The organism is Streptomyces sp. NPDC101776 (genome assembly GCF_044766845.1).
Lineage (GTDB): Bacteria > Actinomycetota > Actinomycetes > Streptomycetales > Streptomycetaceae > Streptomyces.
Window position 1 is genome coordinate 427,721 of sequence record NZ_JBIWMV010000001.1, and the last position, 26,186, is coordinate 453,906.

The window sequence follows — 26,186 nt, forward strand, 5'->3', positions numbered from 1 at the left end:
GGTCCGGCAGCGAGGCACCGGACCCGGCGCCCGCTCAGGCGTCCGAGGTCAGCATCGAGAAATACGCGCCGAAGGAATCGGCGAGGCTCGCCAGCAAGGTCTTCCCCTTTTCCGCCGAGCCGAGGGACGGGCGTCCGATGACGCCCGACTCGGTATAGCCGGACATACCGAGCGTCAGAAGATGGCGACGGTCGTCGGCGACAAAGTCGGAGGTCTCATAACCGGGACGGATCAATTCAGGATGAGCGTGCAGCAGAATGGAGGTCTCGATTTCCCCCGCGTGCATATCGGTGAGCAGCGAGGTCAGTACCCCGGCCCGCTCCAGCGCCGCCTCCCAGTCCTCGGCGGCGGGGAACAGCGCCATCCGCTCCCCGCGCGCGGAGGACTCCTGAACGACGTTGCCCAGTACGTAGTTTCCGCCGTGTCCGTTGACCACCACCAGGGTCTCGACCCCCGAGCGGCGGAGCGAGTCCGCGATGTCCCGCACCACCGCATGAAGGGTCACGGAAGAGATGCTGACGGTCCCCGGCCAGGCCGCGTGCTCGTGCGAGCAGCCGATCGTCACCGGCGGCAGGAGATGCACCGGGTACGCCGCGGCGATCTCCCGGGCCACGGCACAGGCGACGAGGGTGTCGGTGGCCAGCGGAAGATACGGGCCGTGCTGCTCGAAACTGCCGACCGGAAGGACGGCGACCTGTGTTGAGACACTTGCCCCCCTAGACCGTACGTCCTGCGTGGTGTCCGCCGGCACCAGTCCGTTTGCCGCCGTCCGTGAGCCCGAACCATTCATTTTTTCACGGCCTTTCGTCTCTGCTTAGGAACCAGATCATGACAGAAAACATTGGCGTACTCGGCAAGAAGAAGTCTCCACAGCCCACGGGCGCGGAACGCGTCGTGAATGCTCCCTTGCCCACCGTGTACGGCAAATTCCAGGCGATCGGTTACCTGGACCACGACCGCGGTGACGAGCAAGTGGCCCTGGTCTACGGCGACATCGGCACGGACGACGTACTCACCCGACTCCACTCGGAGTGCCTGACGGGCGACGCCTTCGGCTCCCAGCACTGCGAGTGCGGCGACCAGTTGGACGCCGCGATGCGCGCCGTCGTCGCCGAAGGCCGGGGCATAGTCGTCTACTTGAGAGGGCACGAGGGCCGCGGCATTGGCCTGCTCGCCAAGTTGCGCGCGATGGCCCTCCAGGCGGAGGGCCTGGACACCGTCGAGGCGAACCTCGCCCTCGGCCTCCCGGTCGACGCCCGCGACTACGGCGTGGCCGCCGAGATCCTGCACGACCTGGGTGTGGCGAGCGTCCGGCTGCTCTCCAACAACCCGCGCAAACGCGAGGCGTTGCTGGAACACGGCATCAAAGTCTCCGAAGAGGTACCGCTGTTGATCCCGCCCTGCGAGAACAACATCACCTATCTGCGCACCAAGCGGGAGCGTCTGGACCACCACCTGCCCCATTTGGACGCGGTGGCGCACTGGTCCTGATTCCGGTGAGCGCGGTCCGGACAGGAAGAGGGAATGACCGACGACGTCCTCTTCCTCTCCGGCGACCGCGTCCGGCACCTGCTCGACGCGGACGCGGCCATCGCCTCGCAGCGCGCGGCCTTCACCGCGCTCGGCGCCGGCGAGGCCGACCTGCCCGGCAAGATCATGCACCCGAGCCGCTTCGACGACAGCGTCGTCTTCGCCCATGTCTCCCGGCTGTCGGCGGACACCGGGGCGGTGGCGAAGTTCGGCAGCGTCAACCCGGCCAACGCGAAGGCGGGGCTGCCCACGATCCACGCGGTGATCAGCGCCCTCGACCCGCTCACCGGACGTCTGGTCGCGGTCATGGACGGCACGGCGGTGACGACCCTGCGCACGGCCGCGGGCAGCGCCGTGGCGGTCGACGCCCTGGCCGCCCCCGACGCCGACCGGCTCGCCGTCCTCGGCTCCGGCACCCAGGCCCTCGCCCACGTCCACGCGATCGCCCGGGTCCGGGAGCTGACCTCCGTACGCCTGTGGAGCCCGAACCCCGAGCGGCGCGCACGGGCCGCGCGGACGCTGACGGCCCAACTCCCCTTCCCGGTAGAGGCGGTGGACACCGCGCAGGAAGCCGTGACCGGCGCGTCCGTGGTCGCCGCCTGCACGCTCAGCACCACCCCCGTGGTGCGCGGCGCATGGCTCGCGTCCGGCTGCACGGTCGTCAGCGTGGGCTCCTTCGAACCCACCCGCGGCGAGGTCGACGCGGAGGTACTGCGCCGGTCGGCGGCCGTCGTCGTCGACGACCCGGAGACGGCCGCCGAGCACGCCGGACCGATCGTCGACGCCCTGCGCGAAGGACTGCTCGCCCCCGCCGACCTGATCCCGCTCGGCGCCGTACTCACCGGCCGCCGCGCCGCCCGTACCCGACCGGACGACATCGTCCACTACAACAGCGTGGGACTCGGCATCCAGGACGCGGCCGCGGCCTGGGCCGTGATCGACGCGGCCAAGAAGGAGCGCCCGTGAAGCGTCAGGCTGAGGTCGTCGTCATCGGCGGCGGGGTCATCGGTACGAGCATCGCCTGCCACCTGGCCCGCGCCGGCGTCAGAGACGTGGTCCTCGTCGAACGGGACGAACTCGCCGCCGGGTCCACCTCCAAGGCGGCCGGCGGAGTGCGCGCCCAGTTCTCCGACGGGCTCAACGTGCAACTGGGCGCCCGCAGCCTGGAGGCCTTCGAGCGCTTCGAGGAGGACACCGGGTACGACATCGGGTTACATCGCGTCGGCTACCTCTTCCTGCTGTCCCGGCCCGAGGACGTCGCCACCTTCGAGGCGGGCGTCCGGCTGCAGAACTCCCTCGACGTGCCCAGCCGTCTGATCGACCCCGCCGAGGCCCGCCGTCTCTCCCCGCTGATCAGCACCGAGGGCCTCCTCGCCGCCGCCTACTCGCCCGACGACGGCCACTGCACCCCCGAGGCCGTCGTGCACGGCTACGCCTCCGCCGCCCGCGCCCACGGCGCGACGATCCTGCGCCACACCGACGTCACCGGCATCGAGACCCACGGCACCACCGTCACCGCCGTGCTGACCACACTGGGCCGCATCGACACGAACACGGTGATCTGCGCGGCCGGCGCCTGGTCGAAGGCGATCGGCGCGATGGCGGGCGTGGACCTCCCGGTACGGCCGCTGCGCCGCCAGATCGCGGTCACCGAACCGGTGCCGGGCCTGCCGCCCACGCTCCCCATGACGATCGACTTCACGACGAGCCTCTACTTCCACGCCGAGGGCCCCGGCCTCCTCGTCGGCATGTCCGACCCCGACGAGCGTCCCGGCTTCGCCACCGACACCCACGACCGCTGGATCCCCCGTCTCACCGAGGCGATGCAGCGCCGCGCCCCCGGCCTCCTGGAACTGCGCCGCACCGGCGGCTGGGCGGGCCTGTACGAGAACACGCCGGACCACAACGCCCTGATCGGCGAGGCGACTTCGGTCTCCCGCTTCCTCTACGCCACCGGCTTCTCCGGCCACGGTTTCCTCCAGGGACCGGCCGTCGGCGAGGTCGTCCGCGACCTGTACCTCGGCCACGTACCCTTCGTGGACGTCAGCCCCCTGAGCGCCGGCCGGTTCGCGGCCGACGCCCCGCGTCCGGAGGTCAACCTGGTATGACCGAGCTGCATCTGTGGCTGCGCCACGAGCCCCGCACGACCGAACGCCGCACCCCGGTCGTCCCCTCCGACGCCCGCCGCCTCGTCGAGAGCGGGGTGACCCTCACGGTCGAGGAGTCCCCGCAGCGGATCTTCCCGATCGAGGAGTACGAGGCGGTCGGCGTCCGGGTGGCACCCGCCGACTCCTGGGTGTCGGCGCCGCCGGACGCGGTGATCCTCGGCCTCAAGGAACTCCCGGACGAACCGGCCGGGTTGACCCACCGTCACATCTTCTTTGGGCACGCCTACAAGGGCCAGCCCGGGGCGAGCGACCTGCTGCGGCGCTTCGGCGCCGGGGGAGGAGCGCTCCTCGACCTCGAATACCTGGTGGACGACGACGGTCGCCGCCTCGCCGCCTTCGGCTTCTGGGCCGGCTACCTGGGCGCGGCCCTCGCCGTGCTCCAGCACCGGGGCCGACTGACCGCGCCCCTGGTGCCCACCTCGAAGGAGGAGCTGGACAAGACCCTCCAACCCGCCGCAGGGGAAGCGGAGTTCACCGCCCTGGTGATCGGCGCGCTGGGCCGCAGCGGACGGGGAGCCCGCGTGGCCTTCTCCACGGCCGGCGTCCGGCCGACCTGTTGGGACCTGCCCGAGACCCAGAACCTGGACCGCCCGGCCCTGTTGGCCCACGACGTCCTGGTCAACTGCGTCCTGGCCACGACCCCCGTCCCGCCCTTCCTCCGCGAACCGGACCTCGACGACCCGACCCGTCGCCTCCGCACCGTCTGCGACGTCACCTGCGACGTCGGCTCACCCCTCAACGTCCTGCCGGTCTACGACCGCACGACCGAATGGGGCGACCCGGTAAGGGAGTTGCACGCGCGGCCCCCGCTCGACCTCATCGCCATCGACAACCTGCCGTCCCTGCTGCCGAGGGAGTCCAGCACCGACTTCTCGGCCGCGCTGCTGCCCCAGCTCCTGGACTTCGGGACCGGCGGCGCGTGGAGGCGAAGCCTGGACCTCTTCCGTACGAAGTCCCGTGAGCTCAAAATCGCCGTCGCGGAAGGGGAGTTGGGCCATGTCTGACGTGGTGCGCGCGAGCGGAACCGTCCACTGGATCGGCGCCGGACTCTCCACCGGCAGCGGACTCGCCCGACTCTGCGACGCCGCCGACCGGGTACGGCTGTGGCACCGCACCGAGGAGCGCGCGGCTCAGGCCCTCGACCACCTGGGCCTGACGGGACGCGCCGCACCGCGCGCGTTCACCCTCGCCGCGCTCACGGCCGAACTGGCCCCCGGAGACGTCGTCGTCTCCATGCTGCCCGCGGCCGAACATCCGGCGCTGCTGGCCGCCTGCGTCCGCGGACAGGCACACTTCGCCTGCTCCAGCTATGTCTCGGACGCCGTCCTGGAACAGGTACCGGCGGCCGAGAAGGCGGGCATCGTCGTCCTCACCGAGGCCGGACTCGACCCGGGCATCGACCACCTCTTCGCCCACAGCCTCGTCGCCCGCGCCCAGGACGCGATCGGCGCGGGCACGGCGGCCTCGTACACCCTCACCTCGTACTGCGGCGGTGTCCCCGCGGTGCCCAACGACTTCCGGTACCGCTTCAGTTGGGCGCCGGCCGGAGTCCTGGGCGCGCTGCGCTCACCGGCGCGCTACCTGGAGGACGGCACGGAGACCGTCGCGGCCCGGCCCTGGGAGGTGACCCGGCCGCATGACGTGGACGGCGAGACCTTCGAGGTCTATCCGAACCGGGACAGCGTGCCGTTCATCGAGCAGTACGGGCTGCCGACGGCCTGGACACCACGGACGTTCGTGCGCGGCACGCTGCGCCTGGAGGGCTGGCTGCGGGCCTGGGACGCGGTGTTCGAGGAACTGAAGGCGGGCGACGACATCCGGATCGCCGCGCTGGCACGGGAGTTGGCGGCCACCTACCCCACCACGGAAGCCGACCACGACCGGGTCGTCCTCGCGGTGTCCCTGGACGTCCGGAGCGACACGGGCGGGACCTGGTCCGGCGGCTACCTCCTCGACCTGGTCGGCGACGAGGAGGAGAGCGCGATGGCCCGTTGCGTCTCGCGTCCCCTCTCCCTCGCTGTCCGGCACATCCTGTCCGACGACCTGCCGTCCGGGCTGAACCGGGCGGCGGAGACGGCGGAGCGGTCACGGGAGTGGCTGAGCGAACTGGCGGGGGAGGGGCTGGAGTTCACCTTGCGGGTGGATCAGTAGCCGTACGCGGCCGGTCCTCAGCCGGTGATCGCCTCGTGCACCAACTGCTTGAGCTCCGGCATGATCTTCAGTGACGACTTCGGCCGGAGCTGGGTCATGAACTGCACGGTGAGATCGCGGCCCGGGTCCACCCAGAACGTCGTCGTCGCCACCCCGCTCCACCCGAACGCGCCCAGGCCCATGGGGGCTTGGGTTCGTTCGGGGTCGACGACGACGGAGACGCTGAGGCCGAAACCGATGCCGTCGTTGCCGGGTTCCTGGTGCGGGGGGCTGCCGAAGGCACGCATGTCGGCGCCGCCGGGGAGATGATTGCTGGCCATCAGGTCGACCGTCTCGGGGGCGAGCAACCGGGTGCCGTCGAGTTCGCCCCGGCGCCGCAGGAACTCCGCGAACCGGTGCACGTCGTACGGGCTCGCCGCCATCCCGCCGCTCCCCGACAGGAACCGCGGCCGGCCGCCCCGCAGCGGCAGCCCGGCGATCGGCTCGATACCGCCGCCGTCCGCGTCGCCGTACAACTCGGAGAGCCGGTCCGCCTTGTCGTCCGGGACCTGGAAGCCGGCGTCCGGCATCCCGAGCGGCCGGAAGATCCGCTCGGCGAAGAACTCGTCGAGCCGCTGCCCGGACACCACCTCGACGATCCGGCCCAGCACGTTGGAGGCGACGGAGTAGTTCCACTGCGTGCCCGGCTCGAACTGGAGCGGCAGGCTCGCGTACACGTCGATCGTCTCGGCGAGGTTCGCGCCGGGCGGCACGGACGACTCCAAGTGGGCTTCCCGGTACAGGGCGTCGACGGGATGCGCGTGGTAGAAGGCGAAGGTCAGGCCCGAGGTGTGGGTCATCAGGTGGCGGATCAGCATCGGCTGCTCCACCGGCCGCGTCTTCACGTCGGCGCCGGAGCCGCTGTCGTAGACCCGCATGTCGGCGAAGGCCGGCAGGTGGTCGGCGACCGGGTCGTCCAGCGAGAGTTTGCCCTCCTCCATCAGGATCAGCGCGGCGACCGCGGTGACCGGCTTGGTCATGGAGTAGATCCGGTACAACGTGTCCGGTGTGACGGGGAGTTTCGCCGCGACATCGCGGTACCCGTGGGCGGTGAGGTGGGCGACGCGTCCGCCGCGGGCCACGGACACCAGGAAGCCCGGCAGGCGCTCCACGTCGACGTAGTGGGCGAAGTGCTGGTCCAGGCGGTCCAGCGCCTTGTGATCCAGTCCGACCTCGTCCGGGTCGACCTCTTGTCGCAGCTGTGCCATGGCTCTCCTCCGAATTGCGTTCACGAGGTGGGGTCCCGCATACCCGGCCCCGGACACCTCGGAACTCATCGTCCCGCAGGAACACCTGCGCGGTCTCCTGTAACGGGGGGATGTGTGAGCGACGCGACTGTCCGCCCGGGCAGCGCGCGAGCGGCGAGAGCGCCGGTCAGGGCCACCGCGGCGAGCACTCCGAGCGCCCACGCCCGGCCGGTTCCGGCCAACAGCGCGCTCCCGACGGCGACTCCCAGTGTCGGCCCCACGTTCGCCGCGGTCTGCTTGAGCCCGCCCGCCACCCCGGCCGACTCCACGGCCGCCGCCCGCACCACGACCTGGGTCGCCGCCACCATCACCGTCCCGAACCCGGCCCCCAGCAGGGCGAATCCACCGCACACCGCGACCGTCCCCGAGGCCCGGGAGGGCACGAGAACGGCCAGGGCCACGACCACCGTCGCCGCTCCGGCCGTACGGCGCGCCCCCACCCGGCGCAGCACCACCGGGCACACGGGCGCGGCGAGGACCATCGCCCCGGCCAACGGCAGCCCCCGCAGGGCACTTTGGAACGGACTGAGCCCCCATGCCTCCTGGAGCACATAGGTGACGACGAACAGCGTCCCGGAGAAAGCGGCCGAGGCGGCGAGCAGCATCGCGAGCGCACCGCGGATCGCCGTCGAACCGACGACGTCCGACGGCAGGAGCGGATGCGCCGTACGACGCTCATGCCGGACGAAGGCGAGACCGGCCGACGCGGACACGGCCAGGCCGGCGGCCGACCCGGGCAGATCCACCAACGCCTGGACGAGCGAGGCGAGACACAGCGCGAGCAGCAGCGCGCCGGGCAGATCGAACCGGACGTCGCTCGCCTCCGCCGGCCGCGGCCCCCGCACGGTGAGGGCGAGCACGCCGAGGACGAGCGAGGGCACGACATGGAGGAAGAACACGGCCCGCCAGCCCACCGCAGCCACCAACGCCCCGCCCACCAACGGCCCGGCGGCTGCCGCGAGTCCGATCACACTCGTCCGTACGGCGATCGGCATGCCCAGCCGGTCGGGCGGGAACGCGGCGCGCAGCATGCCGAGCGTGGCCGGCTGCAACAGTGCCCCGAACACCCCTTGTACGACCCGGAGTCCGATCACCCAGCCGACACCGGGCGCCAGTCCGATCCCGGCCGAGGCGACCCCGAAGCCGAGGATGCCGAGCCCGAACACCCGCTGATGCCCGTACCGGTCCCCGATCCGCCCGGCCGACACCAACAGGCTCGCCACGGCGACCAGATACGCGGTGCTGGTCCACTGCACCTGGGCCAGGGACGCCCCCAACTCCCGCTGCAACGTGGGCTGTACGACGGTGAGCACGGTTCCGTCGAGCGCGACGACCGCCGCCCCCGCCGCACTCCCGGCCAGCACGAGCCGCCCACGCGCGGTCATACGGCGGCCTCCGGACCGAGATGCGCGTCGAGGGCCGAGCGCAGCAGGGGTACGAAGTCGTCGGCACCGGTGGCGAGTTGGAGGCTGCCCCAGCGCCAGAGCTGGGCGATGCCGTGCAGGTTCGCCCACAACGCGCCCGCGACCGGGCGGGCGTCCAGGTCGGGACGGGCCCGGCCGACCAGGTCCACCAGGACGCCGAACAGGGGCAGGCTGGTGTCCCGCAGCCCCAAGTGCCCGCTTTCCAGCAGATCGTGACGGAACATCAACTCGTACATGCCGGGGTTGTCCAGCGCGAACTCCAGATAGACGCGGCCCAGCGCCGTCACCTGCGCCCGCGGGCTCGCCGTACCGTCGCCGATCGCCGCTCCCGCCCGCTCGCCCAGATCGGCGAAGCCGCGCCGCGCGATGGCGGACAGCAGCTCCAGGTGGGTGGGGAAGTAACGGCGCGGCGCCCCGTGCGAGACACCGGCCCGCCGGGCGATCTCCCGCAGGGTGAGGGCCTGCGCCCCTTCCGTCGCCACCAGGCCGACACCGACGTCGACGAGCCGGTCCCGCAGTCCCGCTGCTTCCGATGCACTCATAGACACTGTCTACCAGTCATCCGTAGACAGTGTCTACCGGGAATGGTGGATGCGCCGCGCCCGTTGTCCCGTCTATGACTCAGGACACGACACAGGACGACGCACCCCTCCTCCGGCTGCTGTCCGACGGCCACGGCGGGGTGCTGGTCACCCTCAAGAGCGACGGCCGGCCCCAGCTGTCGAACGTCAGCCACGCCTACTACCCCGACGAGCGGACCATCCGGGTGTCGATCACCGACGACCGCGCCAAGACCCGCAACCTGCGCCGGGACCCCCGCGCCTCCTACCACGTGACCAGCCCCGACCGCCGCGCGTACACGGTCGCCGAGGGCACGGCCGACCTCACACCGGTCGCCGCCGACCCGCACGACGACACGGTCGAGGAGCTCATCCGGCTCTACCGCGACGTCCTGGGCGAGCACCCCGACTGGGACGACTACCGGGCGGCGATGGTGCGGGACCGGCGGGTCGTGCTCCGGCTGCGGGTGGAGCGGGCGTACGGGATTCCCGCCGGGGGCAACGAGGGGTGAGCCGGGCCCGCGTGCACCGGCCGCCCCTGAAATCGGCCGGGGCACGCGGAGGCCCTCCGGGCGGCGCAGGGCACCGACGACGTCCTGCGCACGCGGGTTCACGAAGGCCGGTTCGCGTACGACGTGAGTGTCACCCGGCCCGTTGAGCGTCCTACCCCGGTTGGCGTCGCGCCACGTGCCCGCAGGCCGACGGATGTCGCGTGCGCCCGACCGGAGGCGTAGGGCGGATGGCCGATGGTCCGGCGATCAGGGTCCCGCCTAGGCTGTGGGACACGCCACCGCGGTTCGGGAACAAGGGAGTTGAGGTCACGATGCCGGTCGACGGCCGTAGTCACATCAGGATCGCCCGCCCGTCCAGGGACCTCGCCGTCGCCGGGCGGTTCTGGGGCGACGGCCTCGGACTCGCTGTCCTGTGGCGGGCCGAGGGCGGGAGCGAACCCGGCGAGCACGATCTGCTGATGCTCGGCTGGCCCGACGCCGACTGGCATCTGGAACTCGTCCACGAACCCGGCGGTCCGGTCGAGCCGCGCCCCACGGAGGAGGACCTCCTCGTGATCTACGTCGACGGTCCGGTACCGGAGGACCTGGTGACGCGGCTGGAGGAGCACGGCGGCAAGCGGGTGCCGTCACCCAACCCGTACTGGAACGAGTGGGGTGTCACGATCGAGGACCCGGACGGTTATCGGCTGGTGCTGTGCACGCGGGCGTGGTCCAACACCTAGGCGGTGGTCGACCGGGGGCGAGCGTCGAAACCCCGGGCGCCGGAGCCCGTAAGGCGTCCGGCACCCGGGATGCTCAGGGGGTGGTGGCGGTCAGGCCGTCACCGTCTCCGGGTGGGGCGCCTCCTTGGGGGAGCGGGTGCCGAGGAGTTCCGTCGGGACCTTGTGGGTCTCGCGGGCCGTGAGCGCGGCGATGACCGGCGGGACGCACAGCGCCGCCGTGAACAGGGCCACCGAGGACCAGTCCGTGCCGTCCGGACCCGCGATCTGCGCGGCGAAGGTGACCGCGAACCCGGCCACGGCGAAGCCGATCTGGGTGCCGATGGCCATGCCGGACAGCCGTACCCGGGTCGAGAACATCTCGCCGTAGAAGGAGGGCCACACGCCGTTCGCGGCGCTGTAGACGACGCCGAAGGTGACGATGCCGAGGATCAGGACGAGGGCGTAGGAGCCCGTCGAGATCGCCCAGAGGTAGAGGAACATCGTGATCGCGCTGCCGACCGCGCCGATCAGGTACACCGGGCGGCGGCCGATGCGGTCGGACAGGGTGGCCCAGAGGGGGATCGCGGCGAGGGCGACGAGGTTGGCGAGCGCGCCCACCCACAGCATCGACGTGCGGGACATGCCGACGGAGTCGCTGGTCGCGTAGGCCAGCGCCCACACGGTGAAGATCGTGGAGACGGAGGCGATGAGCGCGCCCGCGATCACCCGCAGGACGTCCGCCCAGTGCTCGCGCAGCAGCACCACGAGCGGCAGTTTTACGACCCCCTCGGTCGCCGCCTGCTCGGCGAAGGCCGGGGTCTCCTGGAGCTTGCGGCGCATGAAGTAGCCGGCAACGGCGACCAGCACGCTGGCCCAGAACGGGACGCGCCAGCCCCAGGACAGCAGCTGTTCTTCGGGGAGTTGGGCGATGCCGAGGAAGACGAGGGTGGCGAGGAGCTGGCCGCCCTGGGTGCCGCCGAGGGTGAAGCTGGTGAAGAAGCCGCGCCGGTCCGAGGGCGCGTGCTCCAGTGTCATCGAACTGGCGCTGGCCTGCTCGCCCGCCGCCGAGATGCCCTGGAGCACCCGGCACAGCACGAGCAGGACCGGGGCGAGCGAGCCGACCTGGGCCCGGGTGGGCAGGCAGCCGATGAGGAACGTCGACAGGCCCATCAGCAGCAGCGTGAAGATCATGATCTTCTTGCGGCCGACCCGGTCGCCGAAGTGACCGAGGAAGAGCGCGCCCACCGGACGGGCCGCGTAGGCGACCCCGAAGGTCGCGAGCGAGAGCAGGGTCGCGGTCGCGGGGTCCGAGTCGTCGAAGAAGACCTTGGGGAAGATGAGCGCGGCGGCGCTGCCGTAGATGAAGAAGTCGTAGTACTCCAGGGCGCTGCCGATCCAGGCGGCGGCTGCCGCCTTCTTCGGCTGCCCGACGGCTTTGGCGGGGACGGACACGGCTTGCTCCTTCGCGGAGACTCCACCGTAGGCGGAGCGAGCGGAGAGGGGAGACGAGGCGAGGGGAGACGGGGAGCGGGGTGGCGGTGCCGGAACGCGGCTAATTAACCCACTGGGTAGTTAGTCCCGGTGGGTAGGGATGTTGCGCTCGCGTTTCCCGGGTGTCAAGAGGTGCCGTCGCGCGATCTCGGGGCGATCTCGGTACGAGCTCGGCGCGGCCTCAGTCCGTCGTGCGTTCCGCCGTCAGATAGGCGATCACCATGTCGCCCAGCATGGTCCGGTAGTGCTCGCGCTGCTCCGGTGCCACCAGGTCGCGGCCGAACAGGGCGCCGAAGGTGTGCCGGTTGGCGACCCGGAAGAAGCAGTACGAGCTGATCATCGCGTGCAGGTCGACGGCGTCCACGTCGGCCGTGAACAGGCCCGACCTGCGGCCCGACTCCAGAATGCGGCCGGTCACGTCGAGGGCGGGCGAGCCGATCTTCCCGAGCTTCTCGGAGGCGGCGATGTGCTCGGCCCCGTGGATGTTCTCGATGGACACCAGGCGGATGAAGTCCGGGTGCTGCTCATGGTGGTCGAAGGTCAGCTCCGCGAGCCTGCGGATGGCCGCGACGGGGTCCAGGTGCTCGACGTCCAGGCCCTGTTCGGCCTCGCGGATCACGCCGTAGGCCCGCTCCAGGACGGCCGTGAAGAGCTGCTCCTTGCCGCCGAAGTAGTAGTAGATCATCCGCTTCGTGGTGCGGGTGCGGGCGGCGATCTCGTCGACGCGGGCGCCGTCGTAGCCGGCCCGCGCGAACTCCTGGGTGGCCACGTCGAGGATCTCGGCCTTGGTGCGGGCGGCGTCACGGATCCGCCCGTTCGGTCGTGCCGGTTCTTCGACGCTGGTCATCGGGTTCCTTCGGGCGAGGGGCCAGTGCCGGTGATTCTAGAAGCCGGGCCCCGGTGGGGAGACGTCGAGTTCCCGTCCGGGGCTTCCCGTGGTCCGGGGATCCTGGTATAGCTAACGTACTAGTTCGTACATTGGTGAGCCGCTCAGGAGGGCCGACATGGCCGACGTCTTCAAGGAACCGACGGTCGTCAAGGACTCGTATCTCGTCGGACTGATCGGTTCCGGCATCGGCCCCTCCCTCAGCCCGGCCCTGCACGAACGCGAGGCCGACCGGCAAGGTCTGCGCTACGTCTACCGGCTCATCGACATCGACGTGCTCGACGTCGGCCCGGAGGCGGTGGGCGACCTGGTGCGGGCCGCCCGCGACCTGGGCTTCGACGGGCTCAACATCACCCACCCGTGCAAACAGCTCGTCATCGAACACCTCGACGGGCTCGCCCCGCAGGCCGAGGCGCTGGGCGCGGTCAACACGGTCGTCCTCGCGGCGGACGGGCGCGCGATCGGCCACAACACGGACGTCACCGGCTTCGCCGCCTCCTTCGCGCGCGGCCTGCCCGACGCGCCCATGGAACGGGTCGTCCAGCTCGGGGCGGGCGGCGCGGGCGCGGCCGTCGCGCACGCCACGCTCACCCTCGGCGCCGAGCGCGTCACCGTCGTCGACGCGCTGCCCGAGCGTGCCGCGGCCCTCGCCGACTCCCTGAACCGCCACTTCGGCGCCGACCGCGCGTCCGCCGCCGGCCCCGAACTGCTGCCCGCACTGCTCACCGGTGCCGACGGCATCGTCCACGCCACCCCCACCGGAATGGCCGCCCACCCCGGACTGCCCTTCCCCGCGAGCCTGTTGCACCCCGCCCTCTGGGTCGCCGAGGTCGTCTACCGCCCCCTGGAGACCCAACTCCTGCGTACCGCCCGCACGTTGGGCTGCGCCACCCTCGACGGCGCCGGCATGGCGGTCTTCCAGGCAGCCGACGCCTTCCGTCTGTTCACCGGCCGCGAGCCGGACACCGCGCGGATGCTCACCGACATCGCGGAACTGGCGGGCGCGGTACCCACGCCGAAGTAGCCGCGGCCGTGCCGAAGGAGGTGTGCCCGCCCTGCACTCGAAACAGCCGTGCCCGCAACGAAATTGAGAGGTACCCGATGCGTACATCCATCGCCACCGTCTCCCTCAGCGGCTCCCTCACCGAGAAGCTCGCCGCTGCCTCCCGGGCCGGTTTCGACGGTGTGGAGATCTTCGAGAACGATCTCCTCGCCAGCCCCCTCGCCCCGGAGGAGATCCGCGCCCGGTGCAGCGACCTCGGGCTGTCGATCGATCTCTATCAACCCATGCGGGACATCGAGGCGGTCCCCGAGGCCGAGTTCGGCCGCAATCTGCGCCGCGCCCGGCACAAGTTCGAGCTGATGCGCAGGCTCGGTACCGACACCGTGCTCGTCTGCTCCAGTGTCTCCCCGCTCGCCGAGGACGACGACGCGCTCGCCGCCGCGCAGCTCAGCCGACTGGCCGACCTGGCGCAGGAGTTCGGGGTCCGGGTCGCCTACGAGGCGCTCGCCTGGGGGCGGCACGTCAGCACGTACGACCACGCGTGGCGCATCGTCGAGACGGCAGGCCACCCCGCGCTCGGCACCTGCCTGGACAGCTTCCACATCCTGTCCCGGGGTTCCGATCCCAAGGGCATCGAGGACATCCCCGGCGAGAAGATCTTCTTCCTCCAGCTCGCCGACGCCCCGCTGCTCGCGATGGACGTCCTCCAGTGGAGCCGCCACTACCGCTGCTTCCCCGGCCAGGGCGGCTTCGACGTCGCCGGACTCGTCCGGCACGTCCTGAGCGCCGGCTACGACGGCCCGCTCTCGCTGGAGGTCTTCAACGACGTGTTCCGGCAGGCGGAAGCGGGCCCGACAGCCGTGGACGCCCACCGCTCGCTGCTGGTCCTTCAAGAGACGGTCGGTGTCTCTCGGCCCCCCGCTCCCGTCGTCCCCACGGGCATCGCCTTCGCCGAACTCGTCACGCCCGACGCGGAACCCGTATCGGCCCTGCTCGGTGCCCTCGGCTTCGCCCGCACGGCCCGCCACCGCAGCAAGCCGGTCGACCTGTGGCAGCAGGGCGAGGCCCGCATCCTGGTCAACACCGGCCCCGCCGTACGACGGGACGGCACCGCGCTCGCGGCGATCGGCCTGGAATCCCCCGACCCACAGGGCGCCGCCCGCCGCGCCGAGGCACTCCTCGCCCCCGTCCTGCCGCGCCGCCGCGCACCCGAGGACGTCCCACTCGAAGCGGTCGCCGCACCGGACGGCACGGAACTCTTCTTCTGCGCCCCGACCGCCCCGACCACCCACGAACTCCCCGGCTGGCGCACCGACTTCACCGACACCATCGCCCAACCGCCCCCAGGGACAGGCGTCCAACGCATCGACCACCTCGCCCTCACCCAGCCCTGGCACCACTTCGACGAGGCAACTCTCTTCCACCGCACCGTTCTTGGGCTCGACGCCCAGGAGAGCGTCGACGTAGCCGACCCCTACGGCCTGCTGCGCAGCCGCGCCGTCACCACCCCCGACGGCAGCGTCCGTATCGCCCTGAGCGTCGGCGCGGCCCCGACCGAGGGCGACACCCACGCCCAGCACATCGCCCTCGCCACAGGGGACTTGGTCACGGCGGCCCGCAGCTTCCGTGAACTGGGCGGTCGGTTGCTGCGGATGCCCGCGAACTACTACGACGACCTCGCGGCCCGATTCGACCTCACCGAGGACGAGTTGGCGACGTACCAGGAGCTGGGCATCCTCTACGACCGGGACGCGGGCGGCGAGTTCCGGCACTGCTACACCCGCACCGTCGGGCGGGTCTTCTTCGAACTCGTCCAGCGCGACGGCGACTACCGCGGCTACGGCGCCCAGAACGCGCCGGTGCGGCTGGCCGCCCAGCGCACCGCGAAGCTCCTCACTGGCGGCTGACGGTCCTGGTCACACCGGTGACGACGGTCGTGGCCAGGATCCAGCCGGTGATGATCAGGGCGTAGGCGAGGTACTGGTACCAGCCGGCCGGCGCGAACGCCTCCTCCTGGCCGAAGGAGATCACCGGCAGCAGCAGGTCGAGCGTGTAGAACACCGGGTTGAAGTGCGGTGCCTCGGACGGCTTGAGTGCGGCCGGGTGATGCAGGCCGTACGCGACGGAGCCGATCGCCAGCAGCGACAGCAGCCAGCCGCAGGCACGCAGCGGGCGGAAGCCGTAGCCGACGGTGGCGTCCTGGACGTAGCCCCAGACACGGCCGTACCAGAGGTGGGTGCCGCGCAGGCGGCGCTGCTTGGCGAGTTGGACGAGACGGGCGGCGCCGTCGTCGCCGATGCGACGGTAGGCGGCGGCCAACTGCTCGTAGGCGTGCGGGACATAGCCGTCACCGTCGCGTTCGAGCATGGTCAGCCGGCGCTCGGCGGGCTCGTGCGGGATGAGCGAGGTGTAGGCGAAGCTGGTGAGGAAGACCTGGTCCGGCAGCGCGCTCGGCTCCAGCAGCAGGACGTCGATCTGGGCGCTCCGCAGCACGAGTCCCCCCTGCATGGGCGGGCTCTCACGCAGCCAGAGTTCCCCCATGGTGGTGCTGCTCGCCAGCAGGACGGGACCGCCGGGGTTCGACAGCGTCGCGTACGACAGGTCCAGCCGGCCCGCGATCCGGGCTCCGCGCAGGCCGATCCAGCCGTCCACACGGGCCTCCCGGACGAGGACATTGCCCTCGACGGTGAGGATCTCGGCATCGATGGCGGAGCCCCCGGGGTTGGACAGGTGCGCCGTGTTGAAGTTGACCGACCCGGCGACACTCGCGCCGCTGAGCCGTATCTGACCGTGGGTGCTCAGGCCGGCCGCCCGGAGGTCGTCGCCGATGGCGGCCTGGTTGAGCTGGAGCACCGGCTCCTCCGCGTCCGGAGCGATGATCCGCGAGCCCTCCATGAACAGGCTCCCGGCGATCTTCGCCCCGGCGAGCCGCACCACTCCCCGGAACCGGGACCGTGTCATCCGCAGCACGCCGTCCACGCGCATCGCGTGGGCGGTCAGCCCGGGCAGGACGGACTCGCTGAGGTTGAGTTCGCGCAGCCGGGAGGCGTAGAAGCGGGGTACCTCGTCGAAGTAGCAGCTCCGCAGCCGGACGGGGTGGTCGATCGTCGCGTACTGCAGATCGAGCATGCCGACGACCCGGGCGCCCGCCAGACTCAGCGACGCTATCTCCCCCGCTTCCTGCGGCCCGTTGAGCACCAGTGCCCGCAACACCTCGGCGCGGACGATCCGTTCGGGCCCCCAGCCGCCGCCGAGGGCGATGTCCTCGTCCGGTGCCGTACGGAAGTCCACGGACTCGCCCAACGGGAAGGCCCGCCACACCTCTTCCTCGGCCTGTGTCAGATCGTTGATCTCCATCAGGCGGGACTCTAGCGGCGCGGAGGCCACCGGCACAGGGGACGACCGCGGCCCGGACCGCACGTCAACGCGCGGTCCGGGCCGGGGAGTTGTGTCGTTATGGCCGGGTGTTCCACTCGGCAATGACGGGGCGGTCGTGCTCGGTGGAGAGGCGGCTGACCGTGCCGGTCGCCAGTTGGAACAGACGGCCGTCCGCCGCCGGCAGACCCAGCCGACGCGCGGTGAGGACGCGCAGGAAGTGGGCGTGGGCCACGAGGACCACGTCACCGTCCACGAGCGCGCCGTCCACCCGCTTCAGCACCTGGTCGGCCCGGGCGCCCACCTCGTCCGGGGACTCGCCGGGGTGTCCGACCGGTCCCGGGGGCACCCCGTCGGTCCACAGGAACCAGTCGGGGCGGGTGCGGTGGATGTCGACGGTGGTGACGCCCTCGTAGCCGCCGTAGTCCCACTCGTGCAGGTCGGGGTCGGGTACGGCCCCGGTGATGCCCGCGAGTCCGGCGGTGCGTATCGCGCGGTCGAGCGGGCTGCTCAGGGCGAGTGCGAAGGTCCGGCCCGCCAGGAGCGGGGCGAGGGACTTGGCCTGTTCCTCGCCGTGCCGGGTGAGGGGCAGGTCGGTCCAGCTGGTGTGCTGGCCCGACACGCTCCACTCCGTCTCGCCGTGGCGGACCAGCAGAAGATCCCCCACAGCGCGCCTACTTCGACTCGACGGCGTGGCCGCCGAACTGGTTGCGCAGCGCCGCGACCATCTTCATCTGCGGCGAGTCGTCCTGACGCGAGGCGAACCGCGCGAAGAGGGAGGCCGTGATCGCGGGCAGCGGCACCGCGTTGTCGATGGCCGCCTCGACGGTCCACCGGCCCTCGCCGGAGTCCTCCGCGAAGCCGCGCAGCTTGTCCAAGTGCTCATCGCCGTCAAGGGCGTTGACCGCGAGGTCGAGCAGCCAGGAACGGATCACGGTGCCCTCCTGCCAGGACCGGAACACCTCCCGCACGTCCGTCACGGAGTGGACCTTCTCCAGCAGCTCCCAGCCCTCGGCATAGGCCTGCATCATGGCGTACTCGATGCCGTTGTGGACCATCTTCGAGAAGTGCCCGGCTCCCACCTTGCCGGCGTGCACGAAGCCGAACTCGCCCTCGGGCTTGAGCGCGTCGAAGATCGGCTGCACCTTCGCGATGTTCTCGGCGTCGCCGCCGACCATCAGCGCGTAGCCGTTCTTCAGGCCCCACACACCACCGGAGACACCCGCGTCGACGAAGCCGATGCCCTTGGCGCCCAGCTCCTCCGCGTGCTTCTCGTCGTCCGTCCAGCGGGAGTTGCCGCCGTCGACCACCGTGTCACCGGGCTGGAGCAGCCCGCCCAGCTCGTCGACGACCGACTGGGTCGCGGCACCGGCCGGGACCATCACCCAGACCGTGCGTGGCGCTTCGAGCTTGTCGACCAGTTCGGCCAGGTCGCTCACGTCGGAGATCTCGGGGTTGCGGTCGTAGCCGATGACGGTGTGGCCCGCGCGGCGGATGCGCTCGCGCATGTTGCCGCCCATCTTGCCGAGGCCGATGAGTCCGAGCTGCATGTCGTTCACTTCTTCCGGAGAGTGCGGTAGGTAGCCACGAGGGCGGCGGTGGAGGAGTCGAGACCGGGTACGTCCGTGCCTTCGGTGAGGGCGGGTTCGACGCGCTTGGCGAGGACCTTGCCCAGTTCGACGCCCCACTGGTCGAAGGAGTCGATGTTCCAGACCGCGCCCTGCACGAACACCTTGTGCTCGTAGAGCGCGATGAGCTGGCCGAGCACCGAGGGGGTCAGCTCGCGGGCCAGGATCGTGGTCGTGGGGTGGTTGCCCTGGAACGTCTTGTGCGGGACCAGTTCCTCCGCGACGCCCTCTGCCCGCACCTCGTCGGGCGTCTTGCCGAACGCCAACGCCTGTGTCTGCGCGAAGAAGTTGGCCATCAGCAGGTCGTGCTGCGCCTTCAGCCCCTCACTCAGCTCGGCGACCGGGTTGACGAAGCCGATGAAGTCCGCCGGGATCAACTTCGTGCCCTGGTGGATGAGTTGGTAGTAGGCGTGCTGCCCGTTCGTGCCGGGCGTGCCCCACACCACCGGGCCGGTCTGCCATTCCACCGGATTCCCGTCCCGGTCCACCGACTTGCCGTTGGACTCCATGTCCAGCTGCTGCAAGTAGGCGGTGAACTTGGAGAGATAGTGCGAGTACGGCAGCACCGCGTGCGACTGCGCGTCGAAGAAGTTGCCGTACCAGACGCCCAACAGGCCCAGCAGCAACGGCGCGTTGGACTCGGCGGGCGCGGTGCGGAAGTGCTCGTCGACGAGGTGGAAACCGTCGAGCATCTCCCGGAAGCGGTCCGGGCCGATGGCGATCATCAGCGACAGTCCGATGGCCGAGTCGAACGAGTAGCGTCCGCCGACCCAGTCCCAGAACTCGAACATGTTGTCCGTGTCGATACCGAAGTCCGACACCTTCCCGGCGTTCGTCGACAGCGCCACGAAGTGCTTCGCGACGGCCTTGTCGTCGCCCCCGAGACCCTCAAGGAGCCACGTCCGGGCGGACGTCGCGTTGGTGATCGTCTCGATCGTGGTGAAGGTCTTGGACGCGACGATGAACAGTGTCTCGGCCGGGTCGAGGTCACGGGTGGCCTCGTGCAGGTCGGCGCCGTCCACGTTCGACACGAAGCGCACCGTCAGACCGCGGTCGGTGAAGGCGCGGAGGGCTTCGTACGCCATCGCGGGACCGAGGTCGGAGCCGCCGATGCCGATGTTGACGATGTTGCGGATACGGCGGCCCGTGTGGCCGGTCCACTCGCCGGAGCGGACGCGGTCGGCGAAGCCGGCCATCTTGTCGAGCACCGCGTGCACCTGCGGCACCACGTTCTCGCCGTCGACCTCGACCACCGCGTCACGCGGGGCGCGCAGCGCGGTGTGCAGGACCGCGCGGTCCTCCGTGACGTTGATCTTCTCGCCGCGGAACATCGCGTCCCGCAGGCCGAACACGTCGGTGGCGGTGGCGAGTTCCTGGAGCAGGGCGAGGGTCTCGTCCGTGATCAGGTGCTTGGAATAGTCGATGCGCAGATCGCCGACGGTGACCACGTACCGCTCCGCGCGCCCCGGGTCCGCCGCGAACAACTCGCGCAACCGCGGGTGCAGTTGACCCGCGCGGTGGTCCTCCAGGGCGGCCCACTCGGGCCGCCGCACGAGCTTGGGGGAGTCAGGCATGAGAAGGGGTCTCCTTGGTGCCCTCGGCCCGGAGGGCGATGGCGTACATCTCGTCGGCGTCGAGGCGCCGCAGCTCCTCGGCGATCAGTTCGGAGGTCGTGCGGACCTTCAGCGCGAGGGTGCGGGAGGGCTGCCCGGGCAGGGACAGCGTGGCCAGCGGGCCCTCGGGCCGGTCGATGACGACCTCGCCGGCACCGGTGCCCAGCCGGACGGCCGTGATGACCGGGCCCGCGGTGACCACGCGGTCGATCTTCACCTTGAGGCGGGCCTCCAGCCAGCGGGCCAGCAGCTCGGCGGCCGGGTTGTCGGCCTCGCTCTCCACGGCACCCGAGGTGATCTTCGACTTGGCCTGGTCGAGGGCCGCCGCCAGCATCGAGCGCCACGGGGTCAGCCGGGTCCAGGCGAGGTCGGTGTCGCCGGGCGCGTAGGAACGGGCGCGGGCGTCCAGGGCCTCGAGCGGGTTCGTCGCCGCGTACAGGTCGGTGATCCGGCGCTGCGCGAGGGCGCCCAGCGGGTCCTTCGCCGGGATCTCGGGTGCCTCCGCCGGCCACCACACGACCACCGGCGCGTCCGGCAGCAGCAGCGGCAGCACCACGGAGTCGGCGTGGTCGGACACCTCGCCGTAGGTCCGCAGCACGACCGTCTCACCCGCGCCCGCGTCGGCGCCCACCCGGACCTCGGCGTCGAGGTGCGAGTTCGTGCGGTCGCGCGGGGTACGGGCGTGCCGCTTGATGACGACCAGGGTGCGCGAGGGGTGCTCGTGCGAGGCCTCCTCGGCCGCCTTGATCGAGTCGTAGGCGTTCTCCTCGTCCGTGACGATGACCATCGTCAGGACCATGCCCACGGCAGGGGTGCCGATGTCGCGGCGACCCTGCACCAGTGCCTTGTTGATCTTGCTTGCCGTGGTGTCGCTCAGGTCGATCTTCATGGCCTGCGCCAGCTCCGTCCGTCTCGTGCGAGCATCTCGTCCGCCTCCTCGGGGCCCCAACTGCCCGAGGAGTACTGCGCGGGCCTGCCGTTCTGTGCCCAGTACTCCTCGATCGGGTCGAGGATCTTCCAGGACTCTTCCACTTCCTGGTGGCGCGGGAACAGGTTGGCGTCGCCGAGCAGCACATCCAGGATGAGCCGCTCGTACGCCTCCGGGCTCGACTCCGTGAACGACTCGCCGTAGGCGAAGTCCATGGACACGTCCCGGATCTCCATCGAGGTGCCCGGCACCTTGGAGCCGAACCGGACCGTCATGCCCTCGTCGGGCTGGACGCGGATGACGATCGCGTTCTGGCCCAGCTCCTCGGTGGCGCTGGAGTCGAAGGGGGAGTGCGGGGCCCGCTTGAAGACGACCGCGATCTCCGTGACGCGCCGCCCGAGCCGCTTGCCGGTGCGCAGATAGAAGGGGATGCCCGCCCAACGGCGGTTGTCCACCTCCAACTTGACGGCCGCGTAGGTGTCGGTCTTCGACTGCGGGTCGATACCGTCCTCCTGGAGGTAGCCGACGACCTTCTCGCCGCCCTGCCAGCCCTCCGCGTACTGCCCGAACACCGTGTGCTCGCCCAACTCCCCGGGCAGCCGAACCGACTTGAGCACCTTGAGCTTCTCGGTGAGCAGCGCCTCCTCGTCGAAGGCGATCGGCTCCTCCATGGCGGTGAGGGCCATGAGTTGGAGCAGGTGGTTCTGGATGACGTCACGCGCCGAGCCGATGCCGTCGTAGTAGCCGGCCCGGCCGCCGATGCCGATGTCCTCGGCCATCGTGATCTGGATGTGGTCGACGTAGGACCGGTTCCAGATCGGCTCGTACATCTGGTTGGCGAAGCGCAGCGCCAGGATGTTCTGGACGGTCTCCTTGCCGAGGTAGTGGTCGATCCGGAACACCTGGTCCGGGTCGAACACCTCGTGCACGATCTTGTTCAGCTCCCGCGCGCTCTTCAGGTCGCGCCCGAACGGCTTCTCGATGACCGCCCGCCGCCAGCCCCCGTCCGGGGCGTCCGCGAGCCCGTGCTTCTTGAGCTGCTTGACGACCTTCGGGAAGAACTTCGGCGGTACGGAGAGATAGAACGCGTAGTTGCCGCTCGTACCGCGCGAGGTGTCCAACTCGTCGACGGCGGCGCGCAGTTGCTTGAACGCGGTGTCGTCGTCGAAGTCGCCCGGGATGAACCGCATGCCCTCGGCGAGCTGCTGCCAGACCTCCTCGCGGAACTCGGTCCGGGAGTGCTCGCGCACCGAGTCGTGCACGACCTGCGCGAAGTCCTGGTCCTCCCAGTCCCGCCGGGCGAACCCGACGAGGGAGAAGCCCGGCGGCAGCATGCCCCGGTTGGCCAGGTCGTAGACGGCCGGCATCAGCTTCTTGCGGGACAGGTCACCGGTGACCCCGAAGATGACCAGGCCGGACGGGCCCGCGATACGGGGGAGCCGGCGGTCGCGCGGGTCCCGCAGCGGGTTGTCCCAGTCGAGGTCGAGCGCGTCGGCGAGCGCCTCGACGGTGAGCGCCCGCTCGGACGCCGTGGTTGTGGGAAGGTCCGCGCTCATTCCCCGTCGACCCCCTTGCCGCTCAGCGACTTCGCGACGGCACCCAGCAGGTCCTGCCAGGCCACCTCGAACTTGGCGACGCCCTCGTCCTCCAACTGCTTGACGACCGCGTCGTAGGAGATCCCCAGTCGTTCTACGGCGTCCAGGTCGGCGCGTGCCTGCGCGTAGCCGCCGGTCACCGTGTCGCCGTGGATGTCACCGTGGTCGGCGGTGGCGTTCAGCGTGGCCTCGGGCATGGTGTTGACCGTGCCGGGCGCGACCAGCTCGTCGACGTACAGGGTGTCCTTGTAGGACGGGTCCTTCACGCCGGTCGAGGCCCACAGGGGGCGCTGCTTGGTGGCCTTGGCGCCCGCGAGGGCGGTCCAGCGGTCACCGGCGAAGACCTCTTCGTACGCCTCGTAGGCGAGCCGCGCGTTGGCGAGCGCCGCCTTGCCCTTGAGGGCGAGGGCCTCTCCCCCAGTGCCGAAAGCCTGGGAGGTGCCCCCAGTGCCGAGCGCGGTGAGGCGCTTGTCGATCTCGGAGTCGACGCGGGAGACGAAGAAGGACGCCACGGAGTGGATCGTCGCCAGGTCGATGCCCGCGGCCCGCGCCTTCTCCAGGCCGGCCAGGTAGGCGTCCATGACCTCGCGGTAGCGCTCCAGGGAGAAGATCAGCGTGACGTTGACGCTGATGCCCTCGCCGATGACCTCGGTGATGGCCGGGAGACCGGCCTTCGTCGCCGGGATCTTGATCATCACGTTGGGGCGGTCCACCAGCCAGGACAACTGCTTGGCCTCGGCGATCGTCGCCGTCGTGCGGTGGGCGAGGCGCGGGTCGACCTCGATGGAGACCCGGCCGTCCCGGCCGCCGGTCGCCTCGTACACCGGGCGCAGGATGTCGGCGGCGGCGCGGACGTCGGCGGTGGTCATCATCCGTACGGCCTCTTCGACCGTCACCTTGCGCACGGCGAGGTCGGCGAGCTGCTCCTCGTAACCCTCGCCGGAGCCGATGGCGGCCTGGAAGATGGAGGGGTTGGTGGTGACGCCGACGACGTTCTTGGTGTCGATGAGTTCGGCGAGGTTGCCGGACTCGATCCGCTTGCGCGACAGGTCGTCCAGCCAGATGGAGACGCCCTCGTCGGAGAGGCGCTTGAGTGTTCCCGCGGTGGCGGTCACTTCGGTCACTGTGATCATCTTCTTTCTGGCGATCGGATCAACCGCGCGCGGCGGCGAGGCCCGTAGTTGAACTGAATACAGCCCTGGCTGCGGCGGCGACGTTCTCGGCGGTGAAACCGAACTCGGCGAACAGGGTCTTGGCATCGGCGGAGGCGCCGAAGTGTTCGAGGGAGACGATGCGTCCTGCGTCACCCACGAACCGGTACCACGTGAGACCGATCCCGGCCTCGACCGCAACGCGGGCCTTCACGGACGGCGGAAGGACGCTGTCGCGGTACTCGCGCGACTGCTCCTCGAACCACTCCACGGACGGCATCGACACCACCCGCGTGCCCACGCCCTCCGCCTCCAACTGCTCGCGTGCCCCGACGGCGAGGTGGACCTCGGAACCGGTCGCGATGAGCACGACGTCCGGCGTCCCGGTGGAGGAGTCCTTGAGGACGTAACCGCCGCGCGCCGCATCGGAGTTGGGCGCGTACGTCGGCACACCCTGACGGGTCAGCGCGAGACCGTGCGGGGCGGGCTTCGTGGCGTGCCGCTTGAGGATCTCGGCCCAGGCGATCGCCGTCTCGTTGGCGTCGGCGGGGCGGACGATGTTCAGGCCCGGGATGGCCCGCAGCGAGGCGAGGTGCTCGACCGGCTGGTGGGTGGGGCCGTCCTCGCCGAGACCGATCGAGTCGTGGGTCCAGACGTACGTCACCGGGAGCTGCATCAGCGCGGAGAGGCGGACGGCGTTGCGCATGTAGTCGGAGAACACCAGGAAGGTGCCGCCGTAGACACGGGTGTTGCCGTGCAGGGCGATGCCGTTCATCTCGGCCGCCATCGAGTGCTCGCGAATACCGAAGTGGATCGTACGGCCGTACGGGTCGGCCTCCGGCAGCGGGTTGCCCTTCGGGAGGAAGGACGAGGCCTTGTCGATGGTGGTGTTGTTCGAGCCGGCCAGGTCGGCGGAGCCGCCCCACAGCTCGGGCAGGACCGCGCCGAGCGCCTGGAGGGTCTTGCCGGACGCGGCCCGGGTGGCGACGGAGGAGCCCTCCTCGAACACCGGAAGGGCGTCCTCCCAACTGTCGGGGAGCTGACCGGCGACGATCCGGTCGAAGAGCTTCGCCCGCTCGGGCTGGGCGCCGCGCCACTTGTCGAGCCGCTTGTCCCAGGCGGAGTGCGCCTCGGCACCCCGGTCCAGGGCCTGACGGCTGTGCGCGACGACCTCGTCGGCCACCTCGAAGGACTTCTCGGGGTCGAAGCCGAGGACGCGCTTGGTGGCGGCGATCTCGTCGGCGCCGAGCGCGGAGCCGTGGGCGGCCTCGGTGTTCTGCGCGTTCGGGGCGGGCCAGGCGATGATCGTACGCATCGCGATGATCGAGGGGCGCCCGGTCTCGGCCTGCGCCGTCCTGAGCGCCGTGTACAGCGCGTGCGGGTCGATGTCGCCGTCGGCGGCGGGCTCGATGCGCTGGGTGTGCCAGCCGTAGGCCTCGTACCGCTTCAGCACGTCCTCGGAGAAGGCGGTCGCGGTGTCGCCCTCGATGGAGATGTGGTTGTCGTCGTAGACGAAGACGAGGTTGCCGAGCCGCTGGTGGCCGGCGAGGGAGGAGGCCTCGGCGGAGATGCCCTCCTCCAGGTCGCCGTCGGAGACGATCGCCCAGATCGTGTGGTCGAAGGGCGACTCGCCCTCGGGGGCCTCGGGGTCGAACAGGCCGCGCTCGTAGCGGGCGGCCATCGCCATGCCGACGGCGTTGGCGACACCCTGGCCGAGCGGTCCTGTCGTGGTCTCCACACCGGCCGTGTGCCCGTACTCGGGGTGACCAGGCGTCTTCGAACCGTGCGTCCGGAACGCCTTCAGGTCGTCGAGCTCCAGCTCGTACCCGGCGAGGTAGAGCTGCGTGTACAGCGTCAGCGAGGTGTGGCCGGGGGAGAGGACGAAGCGGTCACGACCGGTCCACTCGGGATCCGCTGGGTCGTGACGCATCACCTTCTGAAAGATCGTGTACGCGGCGGGGGCCAGAGCCATCGCGGTACCCGGGTGCCCGTTGCCGACCTTCTGCACCGCGTCAGCGGCCAGAACGCGGGCGGTGTCGACGGCTCGACGGTCGAGATCGGTCCACTCGAAGCTGTCAGGTGTGTGCGCGTTCATCTTCAAGAAGTCCTCGGTAGAGCGGCAGAACTGCTCGGACGCCTTCAAATCTAAAAGTCTGACTTTTAAGAGGGAAGGTGTCGGTGTGC

Annotated in this window: 23 protein-coding genes; 9 read left to right on the plus strand and 14 right to left on the minus strand. The window is 70.7% G+C overall.

Annotation, left to right across the window (positions count from 1 at the left end):
• Positions 1 to 34: 34 nt before the first annotated feature.
• Complete coding sequence (locus ACIRRY_RS01850; protein ID WP_403966673.1) at positions 35 to 790, minus strand: creatininase family protein; 756 nt, start codon at positions 788 to 790, stop codon at positions 35 to 37.
• Between the two features lie 38 nt (positions 791 to 828).
• On the opposite strand from ACIRRY_RS01850, the gene ribA reads away from it, so the two are divergent.
• From ribA to ACIRRY_RS01875, 5 genes are read left to right on the plus strand one after another with little or no spacing between them, the layout of a single operon-like run.
• Positions 829 to 1,491 carry a GTP cyclohydrolase II gene (ribA, locus tag ACIRRY_RS01855; RefSeq protein ID WP_200690420.1) on the plus strand — a complete coding sequence of 221 codons (663 nt, stop codon included), beginning with the start codon at positions 829 to 831 and terminating at the stop codon, positions 1,489 to 1,491.
• Positions 1,492 to 1,524: 33 nt separating this feature from the next.
• Positions 1,525 to 2,496 (plus strand): ornithine cyclodeaminase family protein, encoded by a 972-nt coding sequence (locus ACIRRY_RS01860; protein ID WP_403966676.1) that lies wholly within the window; start codon positions 1,525 to 1,527, stop codon positions 2,494 to 2,496.
• Positions 2,493 to 3,638, plus strand: coding sequence for an NAD(P)/FAD-dependent oxidoreductase (locus tag ACIRRY_RS01865; protein WP_403966679.1), 1,146 nt, complete (start codon positions 2,493 to 2,495; stop codon positions 3,636 to 3,638). The genes ACIRRY_RS01860 and ACIRRY_RS01865 overlap by 4 nt, the downstream gene beginning before the upstream one ends.
• Positions 3,635 to 4,702 carry a saccharopine dehydrogenase gene (locus tag ACIRRY_RS01870; RefSeq protein ID WP_403966682.1) on the plus strand — a complete coding sequence of 356 codons (1,068 nt, stop codon included), beginning with the start codon at positions 3,635 to 3,637 and terminating at the stop codon, positions 4,700 to 4,702. Before ACIRRY_RS01865 ends, ACIRRY_RS01870 begins: the two co-directional genes overlap by 4 nt.
• Entirely contained in the window at positions 4,695 to 5,849 is a 1,155-nt protein-coding gene (locus ACIRRY_RS01875) for a saccharopine dehydrogenase family protein (RefSeq protein WP_403966685.1), read from the plus strand. Before ACIRRY_RS01870 ends, ACIRRY_RS01875 begins: the two co-directional genes overlap by 8 nt.
• A gap of 17 nt (positions 5,850 to 5,866) precedes the next feature.
• Here the strand turns inward: ACIRRY_RS01875 and ACIRRY_RS01880 are convergent, their stop codons facing one another.
• The 3 genes from ACIRRY_RS01880 to ACIRRY_RS01890 all read right to left on the minus strand — a co-directional run bounded on the left by ACIRRY_RS01880 (position 5,867) and on the right by ACIRRY_RS01890 (position 9,101).
• Positions 5,867 to 7,096: a serine hydrolase domain-containing protein gene (locus tag ACIRRY_RS01880; protein WP_403966688.1), complete on the minus strand. Its 1,230-nt coding sequence runs from the start codon at positions 7,094 to 7,096 to the stop codon at positions 5,867 to 5,869.
• Positions 7,097 to 7,161: 65 nt separating this feature from the next.
• Positions 7,162 to 8,520 carry an MFS transporter gene (locus ACIRRY_RS01885; RefSeq protein ID WP_403966691.1) on the minus strand — a complete coding sequence of 453 codons (1,359 nt, stop codon included), beginning with the start codon at positions 8,518 to 8,520 and terminating at the stop codon, positions 7,162 to 7,164.
• On the minus strand, positions 8,517 to 9,101 hold the full coding sequence (locus tag ACIRRY_RS01890; RefSeq protein ID WP_403966694.1) for a TetR/AcrR family transcriptional regulator: 585 nt from the start codon (positions 9,099 to 9,101) through the stop codon (positions 8,517 to 8,519). Before ACIRRY_RS01890 ends, ACIRRY_RS01885 begins: the two co-directional genes overlap by 4 nt.
• A gap of 74 nt (positions 9,102 to 9,175) precedes the next feature.
• On the opposite strand from ACIRRY_RS01890, the gene ACIRRY_RS01895 reads away from it, so the two are divergent.
• A complete protein-coding gene (locus tag ACIRRY_RS01895; protein WP_403966696.1) occupies positions 9,176 to 9,631 on the plus strand; it encodes a PPOX class F420-dependent oxidoreductase in 456 nt (151 codons plus the stop codon).
• A 311-nt stretch (positions 9,632 to 9,942) separates the two neighbouring features.
• Entirely contained in the window at positions 9,943 to 10,353 is a 411-nt protein-coding gene (locus ACIRRY_RS01900) for a VOC family protein (protein ID WP_403966699.1), read from the plus strand.
• 90 nt (positions 10,354 to 10,443) lie between these two features.
• On the opposite strand, the gene ACIRRY_RS01905 is transcribed toward ACIRRY_RS01900, so the two are convergent.
• Together ACIRRY_RS01905 and ACIRRY_RS01910 are read right to left on the minus strand one after the other, a co-directional pair.
• On the minus strand, positions 10,444 to 11,784 hold the full coding sequence (locus ACIRRY_RS01905) for an MFS transporter (protein WP_403966701.1): 1,341 nt from the start codon (positions 11,782 to 11,784) through the stop codon (positions 10,444 to 10,446).
• Between the two features lie 220 nt (positions 11,785 to 12,004).
• Complete coding sequence (locus ACIRRY_RS01910) at positions 12,005 to 12,670, minus strand: TetR family transcriptional regulator (RefSeq protein ID WP_403966704.1); 666 nt, start codon at positions 12,668 to 12,670, stop codon at positions 12,005 to 12,007.
• A 157-nt stretch (positions 12,671 to 12,827) separates the two neighbouring features.
• On the opposite strand from ACIRRY_RS01910, the gene ACIRRY_RS01915 reads away from it, so the two are divergent.
• On the plus strand, positions 12,828 to 13,733 hold the full coding sequence (locus ACIRRY_RS01915; protein WP_403966706.1) for a shikimate dehydrogenase: 906 nt from the start codon (positions 12,828 to 12,830) through the stop codon (positions 13,731 to 13,733).
• Between the two features lie 77 nt (positions 13,734 to 13,810).
• Positions 13,811 to 15,619 (plus strand): bifunctional sugar phosphate isomerase/epimerase/4-hydroxyphenylpyruvate dioxygenase family protein, encoded by a 1,809-nt coding sequence (locus ACIRRY_RS01920; RefSeq protein WP_403966709.1) that lies wholly within the window; start codon positions 13,811 to 13,813, stop codon positions 15,617 to 15,619.
• Here ACIRRY_RS01920 and ACIRRY_RS01925 read toward each other — a convergent pair.
• The 8 genes from ACIRRY_RS01925 to tkt all read right to left on the minus strand — a co-directional run bounded on the left by ACIRRY_RS01925 (position 15,606) and on the right by tkt (position 26,097).
• The gene (locus ACIRRY_RS01925) at positions 15,606 to 17,069 is read right to left on the minus strand and encodes a membrane-associated oxidoreductase (protein WP_403966712.1); all 1,464 of its coding nucleotides are present in this window, start codon (positions 17,067 to 17,069) and stop codon (positions 15,606 to 15,608) included. The two genes, ACIRRY_RS01920 and ACIRRY_RS01925, sit on opposite strands and share 14 nt — an antisense overlap.
• A 97-nt stretch (positions 17,070 to 17,166) precedes the next feature.
• Positions 17,167 to 17,754: a histidine phosphatase family protein gene (locus ACIRRY_RS01930; RefSeq protein ID WP_403966715.1), complete on the minus strand. Its 588-nt coding sequence runs from the start codon at positions 17,752 to 17,754 to the stop codon at positions 17,167 to 17,169.
• A 7-nt stretch (positions 17,755 to 17,761) separates the two neighbouring features.
• Positions 17,762 to 18,637 (minus strand): phosphogluconate dehydrogenase (NAD(+)-dependent, decarboxylating), encoded by an 876-nt coding sequence (gene gnd, locus ACIRRY_RS01935; RefSeq protein ID WP_403966718.1) that lies wholly within the window; start codon positions 18,635 to 18,637, stop codon positions 17,762 to 17,764.
• Positions 18,638 to 18,642: 5 nt separating this feature from the next.
• Positions 18,643 to 20,289, minus strand: a complete 1,647-nt coding sequence (pgi, locus tag ACIRRY_RS01940) for a glucose-6-phosphate isomerase (RefSeq protein WP_403966721.1) — start codon at positions 20,287 to 20,289, stop codon at positions 18,643 to 18,645.
• The gene (gene opcA / locus ACIRRY_RS01945; RefSeq protein WP_403966724.1) at positions 20,282 to 21,217 is read right to left on the minus strand and encodes a glucose-6-phosphate dehydrogenase assembly protein OpcA; all 936 of its coding nucleotides are present in this window, start codon (positions 21,215 to 21,217) and stop codon (positions 20,282 to 20,284) included. Before opcA ends, pgi begins: the two co-directional genes overlap by 8 nt.
• Positions 21,214 to 22,812, minus strand: a complete 1,599-nt coding sequence (gene zwf / locus ACIRRY_RS01950; RefSeq protein WP_403966727.1) for a glucose-6-phosphate dehydrogenase — start codon at positions 22,810 to 22,812, stop codon at positions 21,214 to 21,216. Before zwf ends, opcA begins: the two co-directional genes overlap by 4 nt.
• Entirely contained in the window at positions 22,809 to 23,984 is a 1,176-nt protein-coding gene (tal, locus tag ACIRRY_RS01955) for a transaldolase (RefSeq protein WP_403966730.1), read from the minus strand. The genes zwf and tal overlap by 4 nt, the downstream gene beginning before the upstream one ends.
• A gap of 19 nt (positions 23,985 to 24,003) precedes the next feature.
• On the minus strand, positions 24,004 to 26,097 hold the full coding sequence (gene tkt, locus ACIRRY_RS01960) for a transketolase (protein WP_403966733.1): 2,094 nt from the start codon (positions 26,095 to 26,097) through the stop codon (positions 24,004 to 24,006).
• Between the last annotated feature and the right edge of the window lie 89 nt (positions 26,098 to 26,186).